Origin of the sequence: Pseudomonas sp. St29 (assembly GCF_001547915.1) — a bacterium.
In the GTDB taxonomy this organism is placed as follows: domain Bacteria; phylum Pseudomonadota; class Gammaproteobacteria; order Pseudomonadales; family Pseudomonadaceae; genus Aquipseudomonas.
In genome coordinates, this window is the sequence record NZ_AP014628.1 from 5,616,594 (window position 1) to 5,632,389 (window position 15,796).

Below are 15,796 nucleotides of genomic sequence, written 5' to 3' on the forward strand. Positions count from 1 at the left end.
TGCATTATTGTTATGGCAGTACGCTCTTCTGAAGACGCTGCGGATACCGGGTCGAGCAACACCGCCCCAGGCCCGAAGTTGCGTGGCGCGAGCACCCCACAATGCTCCGTACTTCAGAAAAATCCGTGAGCGGACTATATCCAGCGGGGATTACTGCTTGATCCCTCTAAAGTGTGATTTGCAACCACCCACCGCGCTGGAACAACCCTTTGCCAAAACCGTTGAAAGACGGCGCGGTAAGAATGGCTGAAAATCTCGCGAGCACAAGACAAAGGCTTGCCGGGTAGGCATGCCGTGCCCGGGCGGGCACGGCAGAGGACGCTCAAAGCGTGGAGAGGAAGGTGCTGTTACTGGCTTGCCATTCGCTGATGTCGACACGGATGCGCTTCTTGTCGAGCTTGCCCACGCTGGTCTTGGGAATTTCAGTAACAAGGGCAATCTGACTGGGAATCGCCCACTTGCTCAGGTGCCCCAGTTCCACGAACGGCTTCAGATGTTCCTTGAGCTCGCGGGCGCCAATGGCATGACCTTCGCGGATCACCAGCAGGGCGAACGGGCGCTCGCCCCACTGCGGATCGGCGATGCCCACCACTGCTACTTCACGTACCGCCGCGTGACGACTGATGAGGTCTTCCAGGTCCAGGGACGAGATCCACTCGCCCCCGGTCTTGATCACGTCCTTGATCCGGTCACGGATGTCGATCACCCCCATGCTGTCCAGGGTCGCCACGTCACCGGTGTGCAGCCAGCCGCCGTTCCAGAGTTCGGCGCCCTTCTGCGGTTCGTTGAAATAGCCCTCGGTCAACCAGGGCGCGCGCAGTACCAGCTCGCCCTGGGACTCGCCGTCCGCCGGCAGGAAACTGCCCTCGGCATCGATGATCGCCGCCTCCACCAGCGGGCCCGGCACCCCGGCCTTGATCCGGTAGGTGGTGCGTTCGTCTTCGCTGCCCGCCATCAGCTCGTCATTGAGGTGAGCGCAGGACACCAGCGGGCCGGTTTCCGACATGCCATAGGCGGCGGTCAGCTGGATGCCCCGGGCCTTGGCCGCCTCGTACAGCGCACGGTTCAGCGCGCTGCCGCCGATGACGATCTTCCAACCGCCGAAATCGGTGTCCTGGGCCGCCTTGGCGTTGAGCACCATCTGCAGGATGGTCGGCACGCAATGGGAGAAAGTGACCTTTTCCCGACGCCACAACTCCACCAGGTACTCCGGATCGTAGCGTCCCGGGTAGACCTGCTTGAGCCCGAGCATGGTGGCCACATAGGGCAGGCCCCAGGCGTGCACGTGGAACATCGGGGTAATGGGCATGTACACGTCGTTGGTGCCCAGCAGCCGCACACTGTCAATGCAGCCCATGATGGTGGACACCCCCATGGTGTGCAGCACCAGCTGCCGGTGGGTGAAATACACGCCCTTGGGATTGCCGGTGGTGCCGGTGGTGTAGAAGGTGGTGGCCACCGAATTCTCGTCGAAATCCTCGAAGTTGTACTGGGGACTGGCGGCCGCCAGCAATGTCTCGTACTCCCCCACCAGGTTCGGCAGCTCGGCGGTTTTCTCCGGCGCATCGGTGAGCAGCAGGGTTTTCTCCACCGTGGTCAGGTGCCCGGCGATGGCCTGGTACAGACCGACGAACTCGCTGTTGACCAGCACGAAGCGGTCTTCGGCGTGGTTCATGGTGTAGAGGATCTGCTCCGGCGACAGGCGCACGTTGATGGTGTGGATCACCGCGCCAATCATCGGGATGGCGAACATGCACTCCAGGTAGCGATGGCTGTCCCAATCCATCACCGCCACGGTGTCGCCGGCCTTGACCCCGGCGGCGGTCAATACGTTGGCCAGGCGCGCCACGCGTTCGATCAGGGTCGGATAGGTATAGCGCAACTGATCGCGGTAGATGATCTCGCGGGTTTTCTCGTAACGACTGCCGGACATCAGCAGCCGCTTGATCAATAGCGGGTATTGATAGGCGCCTTCGGCGGGGGGGATAACACGAGTCTGCAACATAAGAATCCCTTTTTCTGACGGCTCGGTCGTAGCTGGAGAATACTCACTCTAGAGTTCCTGTGCGCCCGCTAAATCAGCCAAAGGGATGATTTGCAGAGCCGTACAAATACTAGCTCCAAGCCAGCATTGGTGCGGCTCTGCGTGAGATCAAGCGCTCTGTCCCACCGCCGCTTCGGCCGGCGTCCGGGGAAACGCCAGCGCGGCGGCAAAAGTCAGCGCGGCAAACCCGGCGAGGATCAGATACAGGCCGCTCAACCCCTGGCGCGGCTCCACCAGGGCAATCAACGGAATGGCCGTGGCGCTGGCACCGAACGACAGGCAGTAACGCAAGGCGAAGACCCGCGACTGCCACTGCGGCGCGACGAAGTTGGCGACCATGGCGTCATTCACCGTGACCTGGCCAAACACCACGAACATGAAGGCCGCCCCCAGCAGGATCACACTCCAGCCCTCGCTGTGGGCCATGGCCAACAGCAGCGGCGCCTGAAACAGGGTCAAGACGATAAAAGGCCACTTCAGGCTGAAGCGATGCAATACCCGGCCAATGGTCAACTGCGCCACCGCACCGAAGGCATAGGCCAGGCTGACCACCAGGCCCAGGGTCTGCGGCGAGGTGAACAGCTCGTGCAGGCGCTCCTGAAACAGCTTGGGGTAGGTCATGGTGGTGGCGTTGAACACCACCCCGCCGGTGGCCGTGGCCAGGGCCAGGACACCGAACACCAGGAACATGGAGATCTGCTGCCCGCCCTTGCCCTTCAAGCCGACGTGGGGCCGTACCGGCACCGGTTCGTCACGCACCTGCCAGGCAAAACCGATCCCCAGCAGGATCGCCACCGCCCCCGGCAGGATAAAAGCCGAACGCCAGCCGAACCGAGCCACGAGAAAACCGGTGATCAGCGCCGAAAACGCCACGCCGAGATTGCCCCACATACCGTTGATGCCGATCTCCCGCCCACGATTCTGTGCATAGGCCACCAGCATGGCCGTGCCCACCGGGTGGTAGATCGCAGCGAATACCCCCATCAGGGTCAGGCCGATCACCAACAGGGTCGGGCTGTTGCTCAGGCCGGTGAGGATCGACGCCGCGCCCATGCCGAAGAAGAACAGCAACATCATCTGTCGTCGGCTCCAGTGGTCCCCCAGCCAGCCGGCGGGTAGCGAACAGGCGCCAAAGGCGATGAAACCGCCCAGGGACAGGCCGATCAGCGCGGCATAGTCCAGGGCAAAGGCCTGGGTCATGCCCAGCACGGCGGCGGGAAAGATCAGCATGAACATGTGATCGATGACATGGGCAGCGTTGACGTAGCGGATAACGTTTCGAGCTTGATTCATGGCGGCACACAAGGTTGGTGGTGGTGTCGCCTATGCTAAGTTGGCTGTTTTCAGCATTCCTGACAACAAAGTCATTGGATCGGACATGTTAATCAGCCACTTCCACCACGGCCCGGTGAGCGCCTATCCCCGCGACTATCCCGATGCCGCCCACCAGCAATCCCATCGCCATCGCGAAGCGCAGTTTCTCTACGCCGCCTGCGGCACCATGCGCGTGGTCACCGCCCAGGGCGCCTGGGTCATTCCGCCAACCCGCGCGGTGTGGATTCCGCCCCTGGTGGAACATGAAATCTTCATGGTCGGCGAGGTCCGCATGCGCTCCTTGTTCATTGCCGCGCATCTGTCTCCGCCGTCCTTGCAACAGTGCTGTGTGCTGGCGGTGACACCCCTGCTGCGGGAGCTGATCCTGCGAGCGGTGCAAGGACCGGAGCAGGCGGAAAATCCGCTGATCCAGCAACTGATGCTGGAAGAGATCGCCGGCCTGGAAAACCTGCCCCTGCACATTCCCATGCCCCAGGACCGGCGCCTGCAGAGCATCTGCCGAACCCTGCTGCAGACCCCGGACCATCCCCACACCCTGGAAGACTGGGCACAGCAGGTCGGCGCCAGTTCGCGAACCCTGGCGCGGCTGTTTCAACAGCAGGTGCGGATGAATTTCAATGCCTGGCGCCAGCAACTGCGCCTGATGGAAGCCCTGCCACGCCTGCTCGCCGGGGAAAGCGTGCACAGCGTGGCCGACTCGTTGGGATACGGCAGCGCCCGGGCCTTCAGCGCGATGTTCTGCCGCTTGCTGGGGGATACGCCACGGCATTACGTGGCAACCCTGAACCAGCTCAGCGCACTCAATGCATCTCGGTGAAGGCCAGTTTCACGCCGATGGCGATCAGCACCGCGCCCATGGTGCGGTCGAACCAATGGCCCATGCGGGCGAAGCCGGCACGAACCCGCTGCTGGCTGAACAGCAGCGCCACCAGGCAGAACCAGAGCGCGGTCGCCACCGCCAGGTACACCCCGTAACCGGCCTGGATCGCCAGAGGCGTGTGCGGATTGATCACCACGGTGAACAGCGAGAGGAAGAACAGGGTCGCCTTGGGATTCAGGCCATTGGTGACAAAACCCGAGGTGAAGGCTCCGCGGGCGGTCCGCACCCCGGCTTCCTTGTGCAGATCGTCCGCCGCCGGCTTGACCGGTTGGGCGCGCAGGGCCTTGAAGCCGATGTACAGCAAGTAGGCGGCCGCCAGCCACTTCAGGGCGTTGAACAACACGATGGATTGGGAAACGATCAGGCCGATCCCCAGCAGTGAGTAACCCACGTGCAGGAAGATCGCGCAGCCCACGCCCAGAGCGGTCCAGGTGCCGGCTCGACGGCCGTGGGTCACGCTTTCGCGCACCACCACGGCGAAATCCGGGCCGGGGCTGGCCACCGCCAGCAAGTGGATCAGGGCAACGGTCAAGAACTCGGTGAGGTACATGCAGGCTCCTGTGTATGTCTAATTATTTCATCTGTTAGGCTCGGCAGATTACGCCTTAGATCCCCCGTGCAAAAGGTACAGTTCATGACCAACAATCGCCGCGCCGTCTTTCTCGATCACAGCTCGCTGGACCTGGGCGACCTGGACCTGAGTGCGCTGCACGACTGTTTCAGCCCCCTGCAAGTGCATGCCCACACCCGCGCGGAGCAGGTGATCGAGCGCCTGCAAGGCGCTCAGGTGGTCATCAGCAACAAGGTCGCTCTGAGTGCCGAAACCCTGGCGGCCTGCCCCGATCTGCAACTGATCCTGGTGGCCGCCACCGGCACCAACAATGTCGATCTGAACGCGGCCCGCCAGCAGGGCATCCGGGTCAGCAACTGCCAGGGCTACGGCACGCCATCGGTGGCCCAGCACACCCTGATGCTGCTGCTCAATCTCGCCACTCGGGTGGCCGACTACCAAGAGGCCGTGGCCGCCGGCCGCTGGCAGCAGGCCAAGCAGTTCTGCCTGCTGGACTTCCCCATCATCGAACTCGCGGGCAAGACCCTCGGCCTGCTGGGCAATGGCGAACTGGGCAGCGCCGTGGCGCGCCTGGCCGAAGCCTTTGGCATGCGCGTGGTCTTGGGGCAGATACCCGGACGCCCGGCTCGAGCGGACCGCCTGCCGCTGGAGGAACTGCTGCCACAAGTGGATGCCCTGACCCTGCACTGCCCACTCAACGAACACACCCGGAACTTTATCGGTGCCCGGGAGCTGGCCCTGCTCAAGCCCGGTGCCCTGGTGGTCAACACCGCTCGCGGCGGCCTGATCGACGAACAGGCCCTGGCCGATGCACTGCGCAGCGGCCATCTGGGCGGCGCGGCCACCGACGTGCTGAGCGTCGAACCGCCGGTGGCCGGCAACCCCCTGCTGGCCCGTGATATCCCGCGCCTGATCGTGACCCCGCACAACGCCTGGGGCAGCCGCGAAGCCCGCCAGCGGATCGTCGGCCAACTGACGGAAAATGCCCGAGCCTTCTTCAGTGGCACCCCGCTGCGGGTCGTGAGTTGATAAACTTCGCCACTTTTTTCGGGGGCGACCATGGACACACGCAGCGAAGTACTGTTACGCCAGGCTCAGTTGTTTCAAGGCTCACTGCTGCTGGCCGGCCTGGCCGCGGATGATCTGCTGGGCCGCCTGCCCAACGCCCGGGGCTGGAGCTGGCACGCCGGCGACCACGCGGCCCTGGAGGCACGCTTTCCCGGGCGCTGCCACTTCGGCGTAGCCGCGCCGACCGAGGCCTTCGACAGCGCCGTGCTGTTTCTGCCCAAATCCAAGGACCTGACCGACTACCTGCTCAATGCCCTGGCCTCGCGCCTGGCCGGGCGCGAGCTGTACCTGGTGGGCGAGAAGCGCAGCGGCGTGGAAAGCGCCGCCAAGCAACTCAACCCCTTCGGCAAACCGCGCAAGCTCGACAGCGCGCGCCACTGCCAACTGTGGCAGGTCACGGTCGCCAACGCTCCCGAACCGGTGGCGCTGGAGAGCCTGGCCCAGGAATACCAACTGCCCCTGGCCGAAGGTCCATTGACGGTGGTCAGCCTGCCGGGAGTGTTCAGCCATGGGCGCCTGGATCGCGGCACCGCATTACTGCTGGAGCATCTGGATCACCTGCCCGCCGGTCATCTGCTGGACTTCGGCTGTGGCGCCGGGGTCCTGGGCGCCACGGTAAAGCGCCGTTACCCAGACAACCGCGTGACCCTGCTGGATGTGGACGCTTTTGCCGCCGCCAGCAGTCGCCTGACCCTGGCCGCCAACGGTCTGCAAGCCGAGGTGCTGACCGGTGACGGCATCGACGCCGCGCCCATGGAATTGAACGGCATCCTGACCAATCCGCCCTTCCATACCGGGGTTCACACCGACTACCAGGCAACAGAAAACCTGCTGCGAAAAGCGAGTAAACATCTGCAAAAAGGCGGCGAACTACGGGTAGTCGCCAACAGCTTCCTGCGCTACCAACCCCTGATCGAAGAGCACCTCGGGCCGTGCGCGATCAAAGCCGAAGGCCAGGGTTTCCGGATTTACCGGGCCAAGCGCGGCTGAGACGGTTTTTCGCAAACAAGGCTTGCCGAATGGATTTTGCCTAGGCAGAATCCGCTCCGTCCTAGGGGAGTAGTCTCCCACGAGCGCCACGCTCGTCCGGCATGCGTCAACATACTTGGTCCTCAGACCATGGCGCATGCGACCCAAGAGTCCGCACAGACGGACCGCAGGGTTTGACAAGACCTATGACACGCACACCTTACCCGGGGCGGGAAGGCTGTACGTGTCATAGCCGTGTCGACCCGCCCCTTAGGAAAACCCTGATGATGCTGGATTCTCTCCTCGTTCCCACCGCAATCGTTGCCTTGGCCGAAATCGGCGACAAGACGCAACTGCTTGCCCTGATTCTTGCCGCGCGCTTTCGCAAACCCTGGCCGATCATCGCCGGCATCGTCGCCGCGACCCTGGCCAACCACGCGGCCGCCGGTGCGGTAGGTGCCTGGTTCGGCAGCTTCTTCTCCGACGCGACCCTGCACTGGATTCTGGCCGCCAGCTTCACCGCCACTGCGCTGTGGACCTTGGTACCGGACAAGATGGATGACGACGAAGCAACCACCGCCCGCAAGTTCGGGCCGTTCCTGACCACCCTGATCGCCTTCTTCCTGGCGGAAATCGGTGACAAGACCCAGGTCGCCACCGTCATGCTGGCGGCGCAATACCCGGACCTGTGGCTGGTGATCATCGGCACCACCCTGGGCATGCTGATTGCCAACGTGCCGGTGGTCCTGGCGGGCAACTTCGCCGCGGACAAACTGCCCCTGACCCTGATTCGTCGCCTGGCGGCGTCGGCCTTCTTCATCCTAGCCGTGGTGGCGGTGTACAAGGCCATGCAGATCAGCGGCTGGCTGTAAACGAAATCGCCGGCAAACCGACTCCCACACAACCTGTAGGAGCCGGCTTGCCGGCGAAAGCGTCAGCGACAATGAAGCGATGGATCAGGACTTCTTGGCCTGCTGATACAACGGCATCACCTTGGGAATCGCCGCCTGCAACGAAGCGATTCGGCTGCTGGAAGCCGGGTGAGTGCTCATGAACTCAGGCGGCGCCGAACCACCCGCCGCCTGGCCCATCTTGTTCCACAGGCTGATGGCGGCATTCGGGTTGTAACCGGCACGCGCGGCCAGCTCCAGGCCGATCAGGTCCGCCTCGTTTTCGTTCTCGCGGCTGTTGGGCAGGGTCATCAGCAGATTCACTCCGTTATCACCCAGGGCAACGGTTTCCTGCGACACCCCGAACAGGGTAGCAATCTGCTTGCCGGCACCGACCGCGTACTGCTTGGACATGGCCTCGCGACCATGCTCGCGCAGGGCGTGGGCAATCTCGTGGCCCATGACCGCGGCGATTTCATCGTCGGTCAGTTTGAGTTTTTCGATCAGGCCGGAGTAGAAAATGATCTTGCCGCCAGGACCGCAGTTGGCGTTGAGCTCGTCGCTCTTGATCAGATTGACTTCCCACTTCCACTGCGCGCAGTCGGGGCGGAAAGTCGGGGCCTGCGCGATCAGCCGGTCAGCGATGACCTGCAGGCGCTTGGCATTGGCACTGGTCTTGTCCAGCACGCCCTGGCTGCTGGCCTCACCCAGGGTCTCCTGGTAGGACTGGGCGTAGGACTGATTGACCTCGGCACTGGACACCATGCTGAACATGGACTGCTTGCGATCCACACCCACCACGCCACCGCTGGTGGTATTGACCGTTTCACAACCGGTCAGGAGAACGGCAGCGCTCAGTGCACACACCAGTAACGACTTCTTCATCATGAAACCTCCCTGAAAACATGGCGCGTATCCTAAGGGCGGAACTGTATCCGCGCCAGATGCAAAACACCCATTGAGTCGCATTTCAGATACCGCTGGGTCGTTGAAGGAAAAAATTCACAGTTCGCTCCAGGCCGCCAGCGGCCCGCGACACACCCCCTCCAATAGCGACATGCATCACTCTGAAACAGTCATTTGTGCACTCAAGGCTAATGACCCGCGAGGCTGCTGCCGATACAGCACGGCAGACCTCAATTCCTGCGCCCGGAGCCTCTATGAAGTTCAAGTCGATCCAGTTTTCCGTGGCCGCCCTGGCCGGAGCCATCGTTCTCAGCGTGGTTGCAGCCCTGGTGCTGTATGCCCTGTTCTCCGGCGCCAGGACCCAGCAAATGGTGCAAGAACGCACCCAGACCCAGTTCGAGCAAGTGATCGAGCAGCGCCTGAGTGGCCTGGCCCAGACCCAGGTCAGCCAGATCCAGCGCGAACTCGAAGCGCCGCTGCTGATTGCCGGCGGCCTGGTGCGGGTCAACGCCCTGCTGGGCACTGCGGATGCGCAAGGCCGTGCCGGCCTCAGCCTGAGCCGGGAACAGCTGATCGCGCTGGTCAAGGAAAACGTCACCCAGAATCCGAAGATCCTCGGCGCCTACATCGCCTGGGAGCCCAATGCCATCGACCACAACGACGCGGCCTATGTCGGCACCTCGGTGGTGGGCATCGACACCACCAATGGCCGCTTCCTGCCCTGGTGGTTCCGCAACGAAGACGGCAGCCTGGGCCTGGACAAACTGGCCGACGTCAACGACCGGACCCTGCTTTCCACCGGCGTGCGCACCAGCGAGTACTACCTGTGCTCCCAGGACAGTCTCAAGTCCTGCGTCATCGACCCTGCGCCCTACAAGGTCGGCGACAAGGTGGTGATGCTCGCGTCCTTTATTCAGCCCATTCTGCTCAACGGCAAGTTCCAGGGCATCGTCGGCGCCGACCTGTCGGTGAACTTCATCCAGGACATGCTGGTGGGTGCCAATCAGAAGCTCTACAGCGGTGCCGGCGAGATGGCACTGATTGGCGGCAACGGTCGCCTGGTGGCCTACACCAAGGATTCGAGCAAGTTCGGCGAGAAGGTCAGCGATGTACTGCCCGCAGACGCGGTGGCCAGGCTGTCCAGCCTCAAGCGCGGCGAAGTGACCTACAACGTCGACCAGGCCAACGGCAAGATTGCCCTGTACCTGCCGTTCGGCATCGGCCAGACCGACGCCAACTGGACCCTGATGCTGCAATTGCCCCTGGGGGCGGTGATGGCCGATCTGAACACCCTGCAAAATGATCTGGCCGAACAGCGCAAGGCCGACACGTTCGGCATGGCCATGGTCGGCCTGCTCATAGCCGGCCTCGGCCTGCTGGTGATCTGGCTGGTGGGCCATGGCATCGCCCGGCCACTGCGGCAGATGGTGGCCATGCTCGACGACATCGCCCAGGGCGAAGGCGACCTGACCCGGCGCCTGACCAGCGACCGCGCCGACGAACTGGGCTCCATTGCCAAGGGCTTCAATACCTTCCTGGCCAAGCTGCAGGCGATGATCAGCCAGGTGGTGACCTCGGTGCAGAGCGTCAGCGACTCCTCGGAGCACACCGCCGACATCGCCATCCGCACCAACCAGGGTGTGCATAAACAGATGGTGGAAATCGATCAAGTGGCCACCGCGGTGCATGAGATGACCGCCACCGCCCAGGATGTGGCGCGCAACGCGACCCAGGCCGCACAAGCCGCCAGCCATGCCGATCAGGCCGCCAGCCAGGGCATGCAGATCGTGCGCGACACCTCCAGCGCCATTGGCGCCCTGGCCGAGGAAATCGGCCGCGCGGTAGGCGTGGTGCAAACCCTGGCCAAGGACAGCGAGAACATCAACGCCATCCTGATCGCCATTCGCGGCATCGCCGAACAGACCAACCTGCTGGCCCTCAACGCGGCGATCGAGGCAGCCCGGGCCGGCGAACAGGGACGCGGCTTTGCTGTAGTTGCCGACGAGGTGCGCAACCTGGCGCAGAAGACCCAGCAGGCCACGGAAGAAATCCAGTCGATGATCCAGCAACTGCAGCAGGGCACCCGGGAAGTGGTGCGGGTCATGGAAGACAGCCAGCACAAGACCGACCAGAGCGTGGAGCATGCGGCCAAGGCCGCCCAGGCCCTGGAAACCATCACCCAGGCCGTGTCGGTGATCAACGACATGAACACCCAGATCGCCAGCGCCGCCGAGGAGCAGAGCGCCGTGGCCGAAGACATCAACCGCAACGTGATCAACATCGGCCAGGTGGCCAACGAAGTGGCCGGCGGCGCCGACGAGTCCAGTGCGGCCAGCGCCGGGCTGACCAAGCTGGCGGAACAGCAACGCCGCCTGATCAATCAGTTCAAGGTGTAAGCAGGCGACCCGCCTCCCCGCGCAGGAGCCGGCTGCTCAGCGAAGACGCTCTCAAAAGGGCCTCTTCGCGGGCTAACCCGCGCCTACGGCCTGCTTGTGCAATCAGTGCCCGTGGCCGGTCCGTCAGGCCGGCGTCAGGCACTCGGGACCGTTGAGTTTGGGATCGTTGACCAGATTGGCCAGGACCCGCTCGCGCAAGGCCGCGGGCGGGCTGGCAAGCAAGGCTTGCAGCACGTGCAACGGAGTCTCTGGATCGAGCCACGCGTCCTGGCCGGCGGCATCGAGGATCAGCGGGCGGCGCAGATTGGCTGCGGCCTGGGTCACCACCGCCGTACTCAACCAGACCTGCTCCTGCACCGGGTAGGCCTCCCAGATCGCCGCAAAGAAGATCGACGAACCCTCCCCCGGCGTCAGCCAGTAAGGCCGCTTGCGGCTGCCACCACGCCACTCATAGAAACCGTTGGCCGGCAGCAGGCAACGCCGCTCGCGAAATGCCTGGCGAAACATCGGCTGTTCGGCCAGGGTTTCCGCCCGGGCATGGGCCGGTGTGCGCGACAGATCGGTGAGCCACGCCGGGGTCAGCCCCCAACGGGCCCGGGCCAGGGTGCGCTGGCCGTTTTCCGCGCGCTGGATCAGCACCGAATCATTGGGCGAAATATTCCACTGCGCGCGCTGATCCTCGGGAAATCCCGGCAAGGCGGCAAAGGCGGGGTTCCAGCGAAACAGGGCATAACGTCCACACATGGGGCAATACAACTCTCGGCAAATCGGCGCTCAGCCTAACAGACCAGCACCCCGGCGAAGCTGTCAGGTTCGTCAAAGGGCAATGGCAGGGCCGCATTGTACGCAGCGATCAGGGCGCGTGCCTGCTGCGCCTGATGGTCGTGCACCAACAGCCCCAGCAACCCGAACAACGGCAGCTCCCCGGCCCCGCCGAGCAGGTCGCGCCCCTGGAGGTGGGACTCGATGCCCTCGCTGGCCAGCATGCACTGGAGCAACTCGCCTTCCATCAGGTTTTCCGGCTCGTAGATGCGCTGCATGAGAGCCTCTCCCCGTCAGTCGTTTTCACTGTGAACGTCGAGCATCCATTCATGGCCATCGGTCTGCAGCGTGAAGACTATCGGCCGGCAGCATACCGGGCAGTCTTCAATGTAGGTCTGGTCGCCAGCGGACAGGTCCAGAACCGCTTCCGCCTGCTCGCCACAGTAAGGGCACTGATAATGGTCGGTTTCCAGCATCGCCGTCTCCAGAGTGACTTATGCGTATAATCGCCGGTCTATTTGCAGGGCTTTTTTGTCTGAACCGCATTTTCAGACCGCGCCCGGCTTTTTTTCGATCCGAACCTTTACTTACCCTAGCCGTTTCTAACAAGAGAGCATGATGGGCGAATTCGATGCCATCCGACCTTACCACGACAGCGAAGTACCAGCGGTGCTGGCCCGGCTGCTCAGCGACAAGGCGTTTCTAGATATCCTCACCCACTTTCGCTTCCCGCGTTTTGCCAACACGTTCGGCTGGCTGCTAAAACCCCTGATCGCCCATCGCCTGCGCCGCGAGTTCGCCGGAGTCACTTCGGTGGCCACGTTGCAGGACAAGGTCGAGTTCTACGTCGACCACACCATCGAACGCGCCACCGACGGCGTGACCTACACCGGCGTCGAGCAGTTCAAGTCGGGCACCGCCTATGTATTCCTGGCCAACCATCGCGACATCGTCATGGACCCGGCCTTCGTCAACTACGCGGTGTATCACGCCGGCCTGCCGACGCCACGCATCGCCATTGGCGACAACCTGCTGCAGAAGCCGTTTGTCAGCGACCTGATGCGCCTGAACAAGAGTTTCATCGTGCACCGCTCCATCAGCGGTCGTCGGGAAAAACTCGCGGCCTACCAGCTGCTCTCGGCCTATATCAACCACTCGATCCGCAACGACGGCCAGTCGATCTGGATCGCCCAGGCCGAAGGCCGGGCCAAGGATGGCGACGACCGCACCGAGTCGGCCATCCTCAAGATGTTCCACATGAGCCGCAAGGACGAGCCGTTTGGCGAGGTGATCCGCTCGCTGAACCTGACCCCGGTGTCCATCAGCTACGAATACGACCCTTGCGACCAGGCCAAGGCTCGCGAGCTGTATATCCGCGCCACCACCGGCAGCTACACCAAGGCCCCGGGCGAGGACGACGTGAGCATCGCCAAGGGCATCACCGGCTACAAGGGCCGGGTCCACGTGAACTTCGCCGCTCCCATCAGCGCCCTGTTCGAAGACACCAAGCAACTGGCGATGGAAATGGACCGGCAGATTCTCGGCGGCTACCGCCTGTTCCCGGTGCACTACCTGGCTTACGCCCAGTGGAGCGACGCCGACCCGCAACTGCAGGTTCCGGCCGCCGCCGAAGTGTTCCCGGCGCAGGAACTGGCCAAGGCCGAGGCAGAATGGCAGCGCCGTCTGGATGCCTGTCCGCCGGAGCACCGCCCTTATCTGGTGCTGCAATACGCCAACCCGGTACGCAACCAGTACCGGGTCAAGGCCGGCCTGGCGCTGTAAGCGCGGCCCCGCAACGCACAACGGCGCCCATGGGCGCCGTTGTCGTCTCTGCAGCTTGGTGCCGGATCAGAAACGCGTGCTGATCCAGGACACCAGCAGCGCCAGCCCCAGGCAGGCGAAACCGAAACGATAGAAGAAGCGATTGATGCGCACAGTGGCGGGATCCAGCATCAGCAGCGGCTGATCCACGGCCCGGTCTTCACTCTGGGTGGCCAGGTTGGCCAGGGCCCGCTGCTCGCGGCGGCGAGTGGCATGCAGCAGCCAGCTGCCCGGACAGGCGAACAACAGGGCCAGCAGGTTGATCAATTTGGCGGGGTGGGCGTTGAACATCGACCAGATCAGTTGCAGCGACATCATGAACCTCGAAGGAAAACCGCATTCGGGTCGCCGAGTGCACCCGCGCGCGGATTCTACTCAATCGCCGTCGAATCGCGGGGGGCTTTCCGACCAGTAACGAGGCACGGGGCAATTAATTTAAAGCGTCATCTTTTCGTCATCCAAACAAGCCAGTCTGTCGCCCCTCGAAACCCACGGAGCTTGTCATGCTGCACGCAGAAAACCAGGATCGCCTCTACCTGATCACCCCCAGTGAAGAACAGCAGGCGCTGGTGGGCGCCCTGGCCTTCAATGTTCAGGACCGGCACTGGCTGGTGTATTGCGCGCTGGGCGGCCATCAGCACGCGGATCTCCCGGAAACCGACCTGCTGACCGGCATCAGCATGTTGGACTTCTACGTCGAAGCGGCCTGAGACACGACCAACAAAAAGCCCGGCGGCCTGAAGGGGCAACCGGGCTTCTGTCGACTGGGCCGGCAACGGATCCAGGTCCGTTGCAGCGCCTTATTCGCCGAGGATCTGACCGATGGTCGGGTCCTTGAACAGGCGGGTCAGCGCATCGCTCAACACATCGCCCACCAGCTTGGTGTTGGTGTCCTGGTTCGGCGCCATGCCGAAACGCTGGTCCAGGGACGCGCCATAGCGACCGCTGTAGCGGCGGTTGGCGTTTTGCACATCGGATCGGAAGGTCGCGCCAATGGTGGCCTCGGTCACGTACAGGCCTTCTTTAGGCGACTGGTACTTGAGCTCGGCCAGGGTCACGGTCAATTGCGGGGCGTTGCTGCCGCCAGCCGTCGGGGTGAAGCCCAGCAGGCGCACCGCCGCTTCGGCCTGGGCCTGCAGCTTCGGCAGGATCTGCGCGCTCTGCACGGTAATGGCGCTGGTTTCCGGATACAGGCCGCCACGGGTGCCCAGGGTCGGCGACGGACGTCCATCCACTACCTTCACCACCACCGGCTGACCATGGCCGACAGGCGCCAGCTGAGTGGTGAGCTTCGGCTCCGGGCTCAGTTGTTGCGGGCTGTGGGCGCAACCCACCAGCGACAGGCTGGTCACAGTGATCAAACCGAACAACAGGCGTTGCAACATGCTCATCTCTCCAGGAATCAGGCACAAACAGGCCCGCAGTATAGCGGTGCACAACCGCGACGAACCAGCGTCGGGCACGAGTTAGTCAAGACTCAGACAGGTGCCGTACAAGCGGGTTCCTGTAACCTGCCTTTCACCCGCGATACATCATCATGTAACGGTTCAAGGTCATTCTTATCGTCAATGACACAATCAGGTGCCTGGTCATGAACTTCCTCCGCTCCCTGTTCGCCCCGCGTCAGTCATTTCGCAGCTTCGCCTTGCTGGACAGCCAGGGACGCTGCCAGGCCTTCAAGCATTGTCTCGCCGCCCCGGTGGGCGACGGCTGGGTGGAAATCCGGGAGGTTCGCCTGAACTGGTTGCACCAGCCATTGCCCGCCAGCGCTCGGATCAGCCCACGCTGCAGCGGCCCTGTGGTGCAACCGATACTGGCCACCTGACCAACAGCCTAATAAAAGTCACGAAACAGGATCATTTCTGCGCATTTCTTCGTTACAATCTCCCCCCGATTATAAGGACGTCTCCTGATCGGGCCTCGCAGTACCGCCAACGCCACTGCATTGGCACCCCGCACCGCCCACAGAGAGCCGCCCACACAGATCGAGTGAAGCTGGCGTGCTTGCTGTACCACCTTGCAAACCTCCACTTTTCGCGAATCTGCAGAGCTGCCATTGCTCGGCCACTGAATTTTGCCCGTTGTGCCCGCGTGCCTTGCATGCCGGCAACACCGCTCGGGCCAGGTGCCAGGCCGAGGCAGCCCTTTTTTGAG

17 protein-coding genes, 1 pseudogene and 1 riboswitch are annotated in these 15,796 nt (G+C 63.2%); of the genes and pseudogenes, 9 read left to right on the forward strand and 9 right to left on the reverse strand.

The features are described 5' to 3' along the window. Positions 1–322: 322 nt before the first annotated feature. Both PST29_RS24930 and PST29_RS24935 read right to left on the reverse strand, forming a co-directional pair. On the reverse strand, positions 323–2,005 hold the full coding sequence (locus PST29_RS24930; protein WP_060844587.1) for a fatty acid--CoA ligase: 1,683 nt from the start codon (positions 2,003–2,005) through the stop codon (positions 323–325). Between the two features lie 147 nt (positions 2,006–2,152). Next, positions 2,153–3,337 (reverse strand): MFS transporter, encoded by a 1,185-nt coding sequence (locus PST29_RS24935; RefSeq protein ID WP_060840991.1) that lies wholly within the window; start codon positions 3,335–3,337, stop codon positions 2,153–2,155. 85 nt (positions 3,338–3,422) lie between these two features. Between PST29_RS24935 and PST29_RS24940 the strand changes: the two genes are divergently transcribed. After that, the gene (locus PST29_RS24940) at positions 3,423–4,196 is read left to right on the forward strand and encodes an AraC family transcriptional regulator (RefSeq protein WP_060840992.1); all 774 of its coding nucleotides are present in this window, start codon (positions 3,423–3,425) and stop codon (positions 4,194–4,196) included. On the opposite strand, the gene PST29_RS24945 is transcribed toward PST29_RS24940, so the two are convergent. Then, entirely contained in the window at positions 4,180–4,809 is a 630-nt protein-coding gene (locus tag PST29_RS24945; RefSeq protein ID WP_060840993.1) for a LysE family translocator, read from the reverse strand. The two genes, PST29_RS24940 and PST29_RS24945, sit on opposite strands and share 17 nt — an antisense overlap. A gap of 84 nt (positions 4,810–4,893) precedes the next feature. Here PST29_RS24945 and PST29_RS24950 point away from each other — a divergent pair, with 84 nt between their 5' ends. The 3 genes from PST29_RS24950 to PST29_RS24960 all read left to right on the forward strand — a co-directional run bounded on the left by PST29_RS24950 (position 4,894) and on the right by PST29_RS24960 (position 7,739). Then, a complete protein-coding gene (locus PST29_RS24950; protein WP_060840994.1) occupies positions 4,894–5,859 on the forward strand; it encodes a 2-hydroxyacid dehydrogenase in 966 nt (321 codons plus the stop codon). Positions 5,860–5,889: 30 nt separating this feature from the next. Further along, on the forward strand, positions 5,890–6,888 hold the full coding sequence (locus tag PST29_RS24955; protein ID WP_060840995.1) for a class I SAM-dependent methyltransferase: 999 nt from the start codon (positions 5,890–5,892) through the stop codon (positions 6,886–6,888). A 51-nt stretch (positions 6,889–6,939) separates the two neighbouring features. Continuing rightward, a riboswitch (yybP-ykoY riboswitch) is annotated at positions 6,940–7,063 on the forward strand. A 91-nt stretch (positions 7,064–7,154) separates the two neighbouring features. After that, entirely contained in the window at positions 7,155–7,739 is a 585-nt protein-coding gene (locus tag PST29_RS24960; RefSeq protein WP_042940848.1) for a TMEM165/GDT1 family protein, read from the forward strand. 84 nt (positions 7,740–7,823) lie between these two features. On the opposite strand, the gene PST29_RS24965 is transcribed toward PST29_RS24960, so the two are convergent. Continuing rightward, complete coding sequence (locus PST29_RS24965; protein ID WP_060840996.1) at positions 7,824–8,642, reverse strand: M48 family metallopeptidase; 819 nt, start codon at positions 8,640–8,642, stop codon at positions 7,824–7,826. A 1,364-nt stretch (positions 8,643–10,006) separates the two neighbouring features. Here PST29_RS24965 and PST29_RS32905 point away from each other — a divergent pair. Both PST29_RS32905 and PST29_RS32910 read left to right on the forward strand, forming a co-directional pair. Further along, a pseudogene (locus PST29_RS32905) lies at positions 10,007–10,204 on the forward strand (HAMP domain-containing protein); the annotation flags it as partial. A 111-nt stretch (positions 10,205–10,315) separates the two neighbouring features. Continuing rightward, positions 10,316–11,059 carry a methyl-accepting chemotaxis protein gene (locus tag PST29_RS32910; protein WP_370059449.1) on the forward strand — a complete coding sequence of 248 codons (744 nt, stop codon included), beginning with the start codon at positions 10,316–10,318 and terminating at the stop codon, positions 11,057–11,059. 123 nt (positions 11,060–11,182) lie between these two features. On the opposite strand, the gene PST29_RS24975 is transcribed toward PST29_RS32910, so the two are convergent. The 3 genes from PST29_RS24975 to PST29_RS24985 are packed head-to-tail and all read right to left on the reverse strand — an operon-like array spanning position 11,183 to position 12,297. Continuing rightward, a complete protein-coding gene (locus tag PST29_RS24975) occupies positions 11,183–11,803 on the reverse strand; it encodes an SOS response-associated peptidase (RefSeq protein WP_060840998.1) in 621 nt (206 codons plus the stop codon). Positions 11,804–11,838: 35 nt separating this feature from the next. Continuing rightward, entirely contained in the window at positions 11,839–12,099 is a 261-nt protein-coding gene (locus PST29_RS24980; protein ID WP_060844589.1) for a putative signal transducing protein, read from the reverse strand. 15 nt (positions 12,100–12,114) lie between these two features. Continuing rightward, complete coding sequence (locus tag PST29_RS24985; protein ID WP_060841000.1) at positions 12,115–12,297, reverse strand: CPXCG motif-containing cysteine-rich protein; 183 nt, start codon at positions 12,295–12,297, stop codon at positions 12,115–12,117. A gap of 139 nt (positions 12,298–12,436) precedes the next feature. Between PST29_RS24985 and PST29_RS24990 the strand changes: the two genes are divergently transcribed. Beyond that, positions 12,437–13,603 (forward strand): 1-acyl-sn-glycerol-3-phosphate acyltransferase, encoded by a 1,167-nt coding sequence (locus tag PST29_RS24990; protein WP_060841001.1) that lies wholly within the window; start codon positions 12,437–12,439, stop codon positions 13,601–13,603. A 66-nt stretch (positions 13,604–13,669) separates the two neighbouring features. Here PST29_RS24990 and PST29_RS24995 read toward each other — a convergent pair whose 3' ends face one another. Beyond that, complete coding sequence (locus PST29_RS24995) at positions 13,670–13,957, reverse strand: hypothetical protein (protein WP_173655916.1); 288 nt, start codon at positions 13,955–13,957, stop codon at positions 13,670–13,672. Positions 13,958–14,145: 188 nt separating this feature from the next. Between PST29_RS24995 and PST29_RS25000 the strand changes: the two genes are divergently transcribed. Beyond that, positions 14,146–14,352, forward strand: coding sequence for a hypothetical protein (locus tag PST29_RS25000; RefSeq protein ID WP_016964398.1), 207 nt, complete (start codon positions 14,146–14,148; stop codon positions 14,350–14,352). Between the two features lie 90 nt (positions 14,353–14,442). Here the strand turns inward: PST29_RS25000 and PST29_RS25005 are convergent, their stop codons facing one another. Further along, a complete protein-coding gene (locus tag PST29_RS25005) occupies positions 14,443–15,027 on the reverse strand; it encodes a YajG family lipoprotein (RefSeq protein ID WP_060841003.1) in 585 nt (194 codons plus the stop codon). A gap of 206 nt (positions 15,028–15,233) precedes the next feature. Between PST29_RS25005 and PST29_RS25010 the strand changes: the two genes are divergently transcribed. Further along, on the forward strand, positions 15,234–15,467 hold the full coding sequence (locus PST29_RS25010; protein ID WP_060844590.1) for a hypothetical protein: 234 nt from the start codon (positions 15,234–15,236) through the stop codon (positions 15,465–15,467). Positions 15,468–15,796: the final 329 nt, after the last annotated feature.

What these genes read in the sequence shown, in the direction of transcription:
- PST29_RS24980 (WP_060844589.1), bottom strand. Translation starts at nt 12,099, where the DNA reads ATGCAGCGCATCTACGAGCCGGAAAACCTGATGGAAGGCGAGTTGCTC.
- PST29_RS24995 (WP_173655916.1), bottom strand. Translation starts at nt 13,957, where the DNA reads ATGTCGCTGCAACTGATCTGGTCGATGTTCAACGCCCACCCCGCCAAA.
- PST29_RS24945 (WP_060840993.1), bottom strand. Translation starts at nt 4,809, where the DNA reads ATGTACCTCACCGAGTTCTTGACCGTTGCCCTGATCCACTTGCTGGCG.
- PST29_RS32910 (WP_370059449.1), top strand. Translation starts at nt 10,316, where the DNA reads ATGGTGGAAATCGATCAAGTGGCCACCGCGGTGCATGAGATGACCGCC.
- PST29_RS24985 (WP_060841000.1), bottom strand. Translation starts at nt 12,297, where the DNA reads ATGCTGGAAACCGACCATTATCAGTGCCCTTACTGTGGCGAGCAGGCG.
- PST29_RS24990 (WP_060841001.1), top strand. Translation starts at nt 12,437, where the DNA reads ATGATGGGCGAATTCGATGCCATCCGACCTTACCACGACAGCGAAGTA.
- PST29_RS25005 (WP_060841003.1), bottom strand. Translation starts at nt 15,027, where the DNA reads ATGTTGCAACGCCTGTTGTTCGGTTTGATCACTGTGACCAGCCTGTCG.
- PST29_RS24930 (WP_060844587.1), bottom strand. Translation starts at nt 2,005, where the DNA reads ATGTTGCAGACTCGTGTTATCCCCCCCGCCGAAGGCGCCTATCAATAC.
- PST29_RS25010 (WP_060844590.1), top strand. Translation starts at nt 15,234, where the DNA reads ATGAACTTCCTCCGCTCCCTGTTCGCCCCGCGTCAGTCATTTCGCAGC.
- PST29_RS24955 (WP_060840995.1), top strand. Translation starts at nt 5,890, where the DNA reads ATGGACACACGCAGCGAAGTACTGTTACGCCAGGCTCAGTTGTTTCAA.
- PST29_RS25000 (WP_016964398.1), top strand. Translation starts at nt 14,146, where the DNA reads ATGCTGCACGCAGAAAACCAGGATCGCCTCTACCTGATCACCCCCAGT.
- PST29_RS24940 (WP_060840992.1), top strand. Translation starts at nt 3,423, where the DNA reads ATGTTAATCAGCCACTTCCACCACGGCCCGGTGAGCGCCTATCCCCGC.
- PST29_RS24960 (WP_042940848.1), top strand. Translation starts at nt 7,155, where the DNA reads ATGCTGGATTCTCTCCTCGTTCCCACCGCAATCGTTGCCTTGGCCGAA.
- PST29_RS24935 (WP_060840991.1), bottom strand. Translation starts at nt 3,337, where the DNA reads ATGAATCAAGCTCGAAACGTTATCCGCTACGTCAACGCTGCCCATGTC.
- PST29_RS24950 (WP_060840994.1), top strand. Translation starts at nt 4,894, where the DNA reads ATGACCAACAATCGCCGCGCCGTCTTTCTCGATCACAGCTCGCTGGAC.
- PST29_RS24965 (WP_060840996.1), bottom strand. Translation starts at nt 8,642, where the DNA reads ATGAAGAAGTCGTTACTGGTGTGTGCACTGAGCGCTGCCGTTCTCCTG.
- PST29_RS24975 (WP_060840998.1), bottom strand. Translation starts at nt 11,803, where the DNA reads ATGTGTGGACGTTATGCCCTGTTTCGCTGGAACCCCGCCTTTGCCGCC.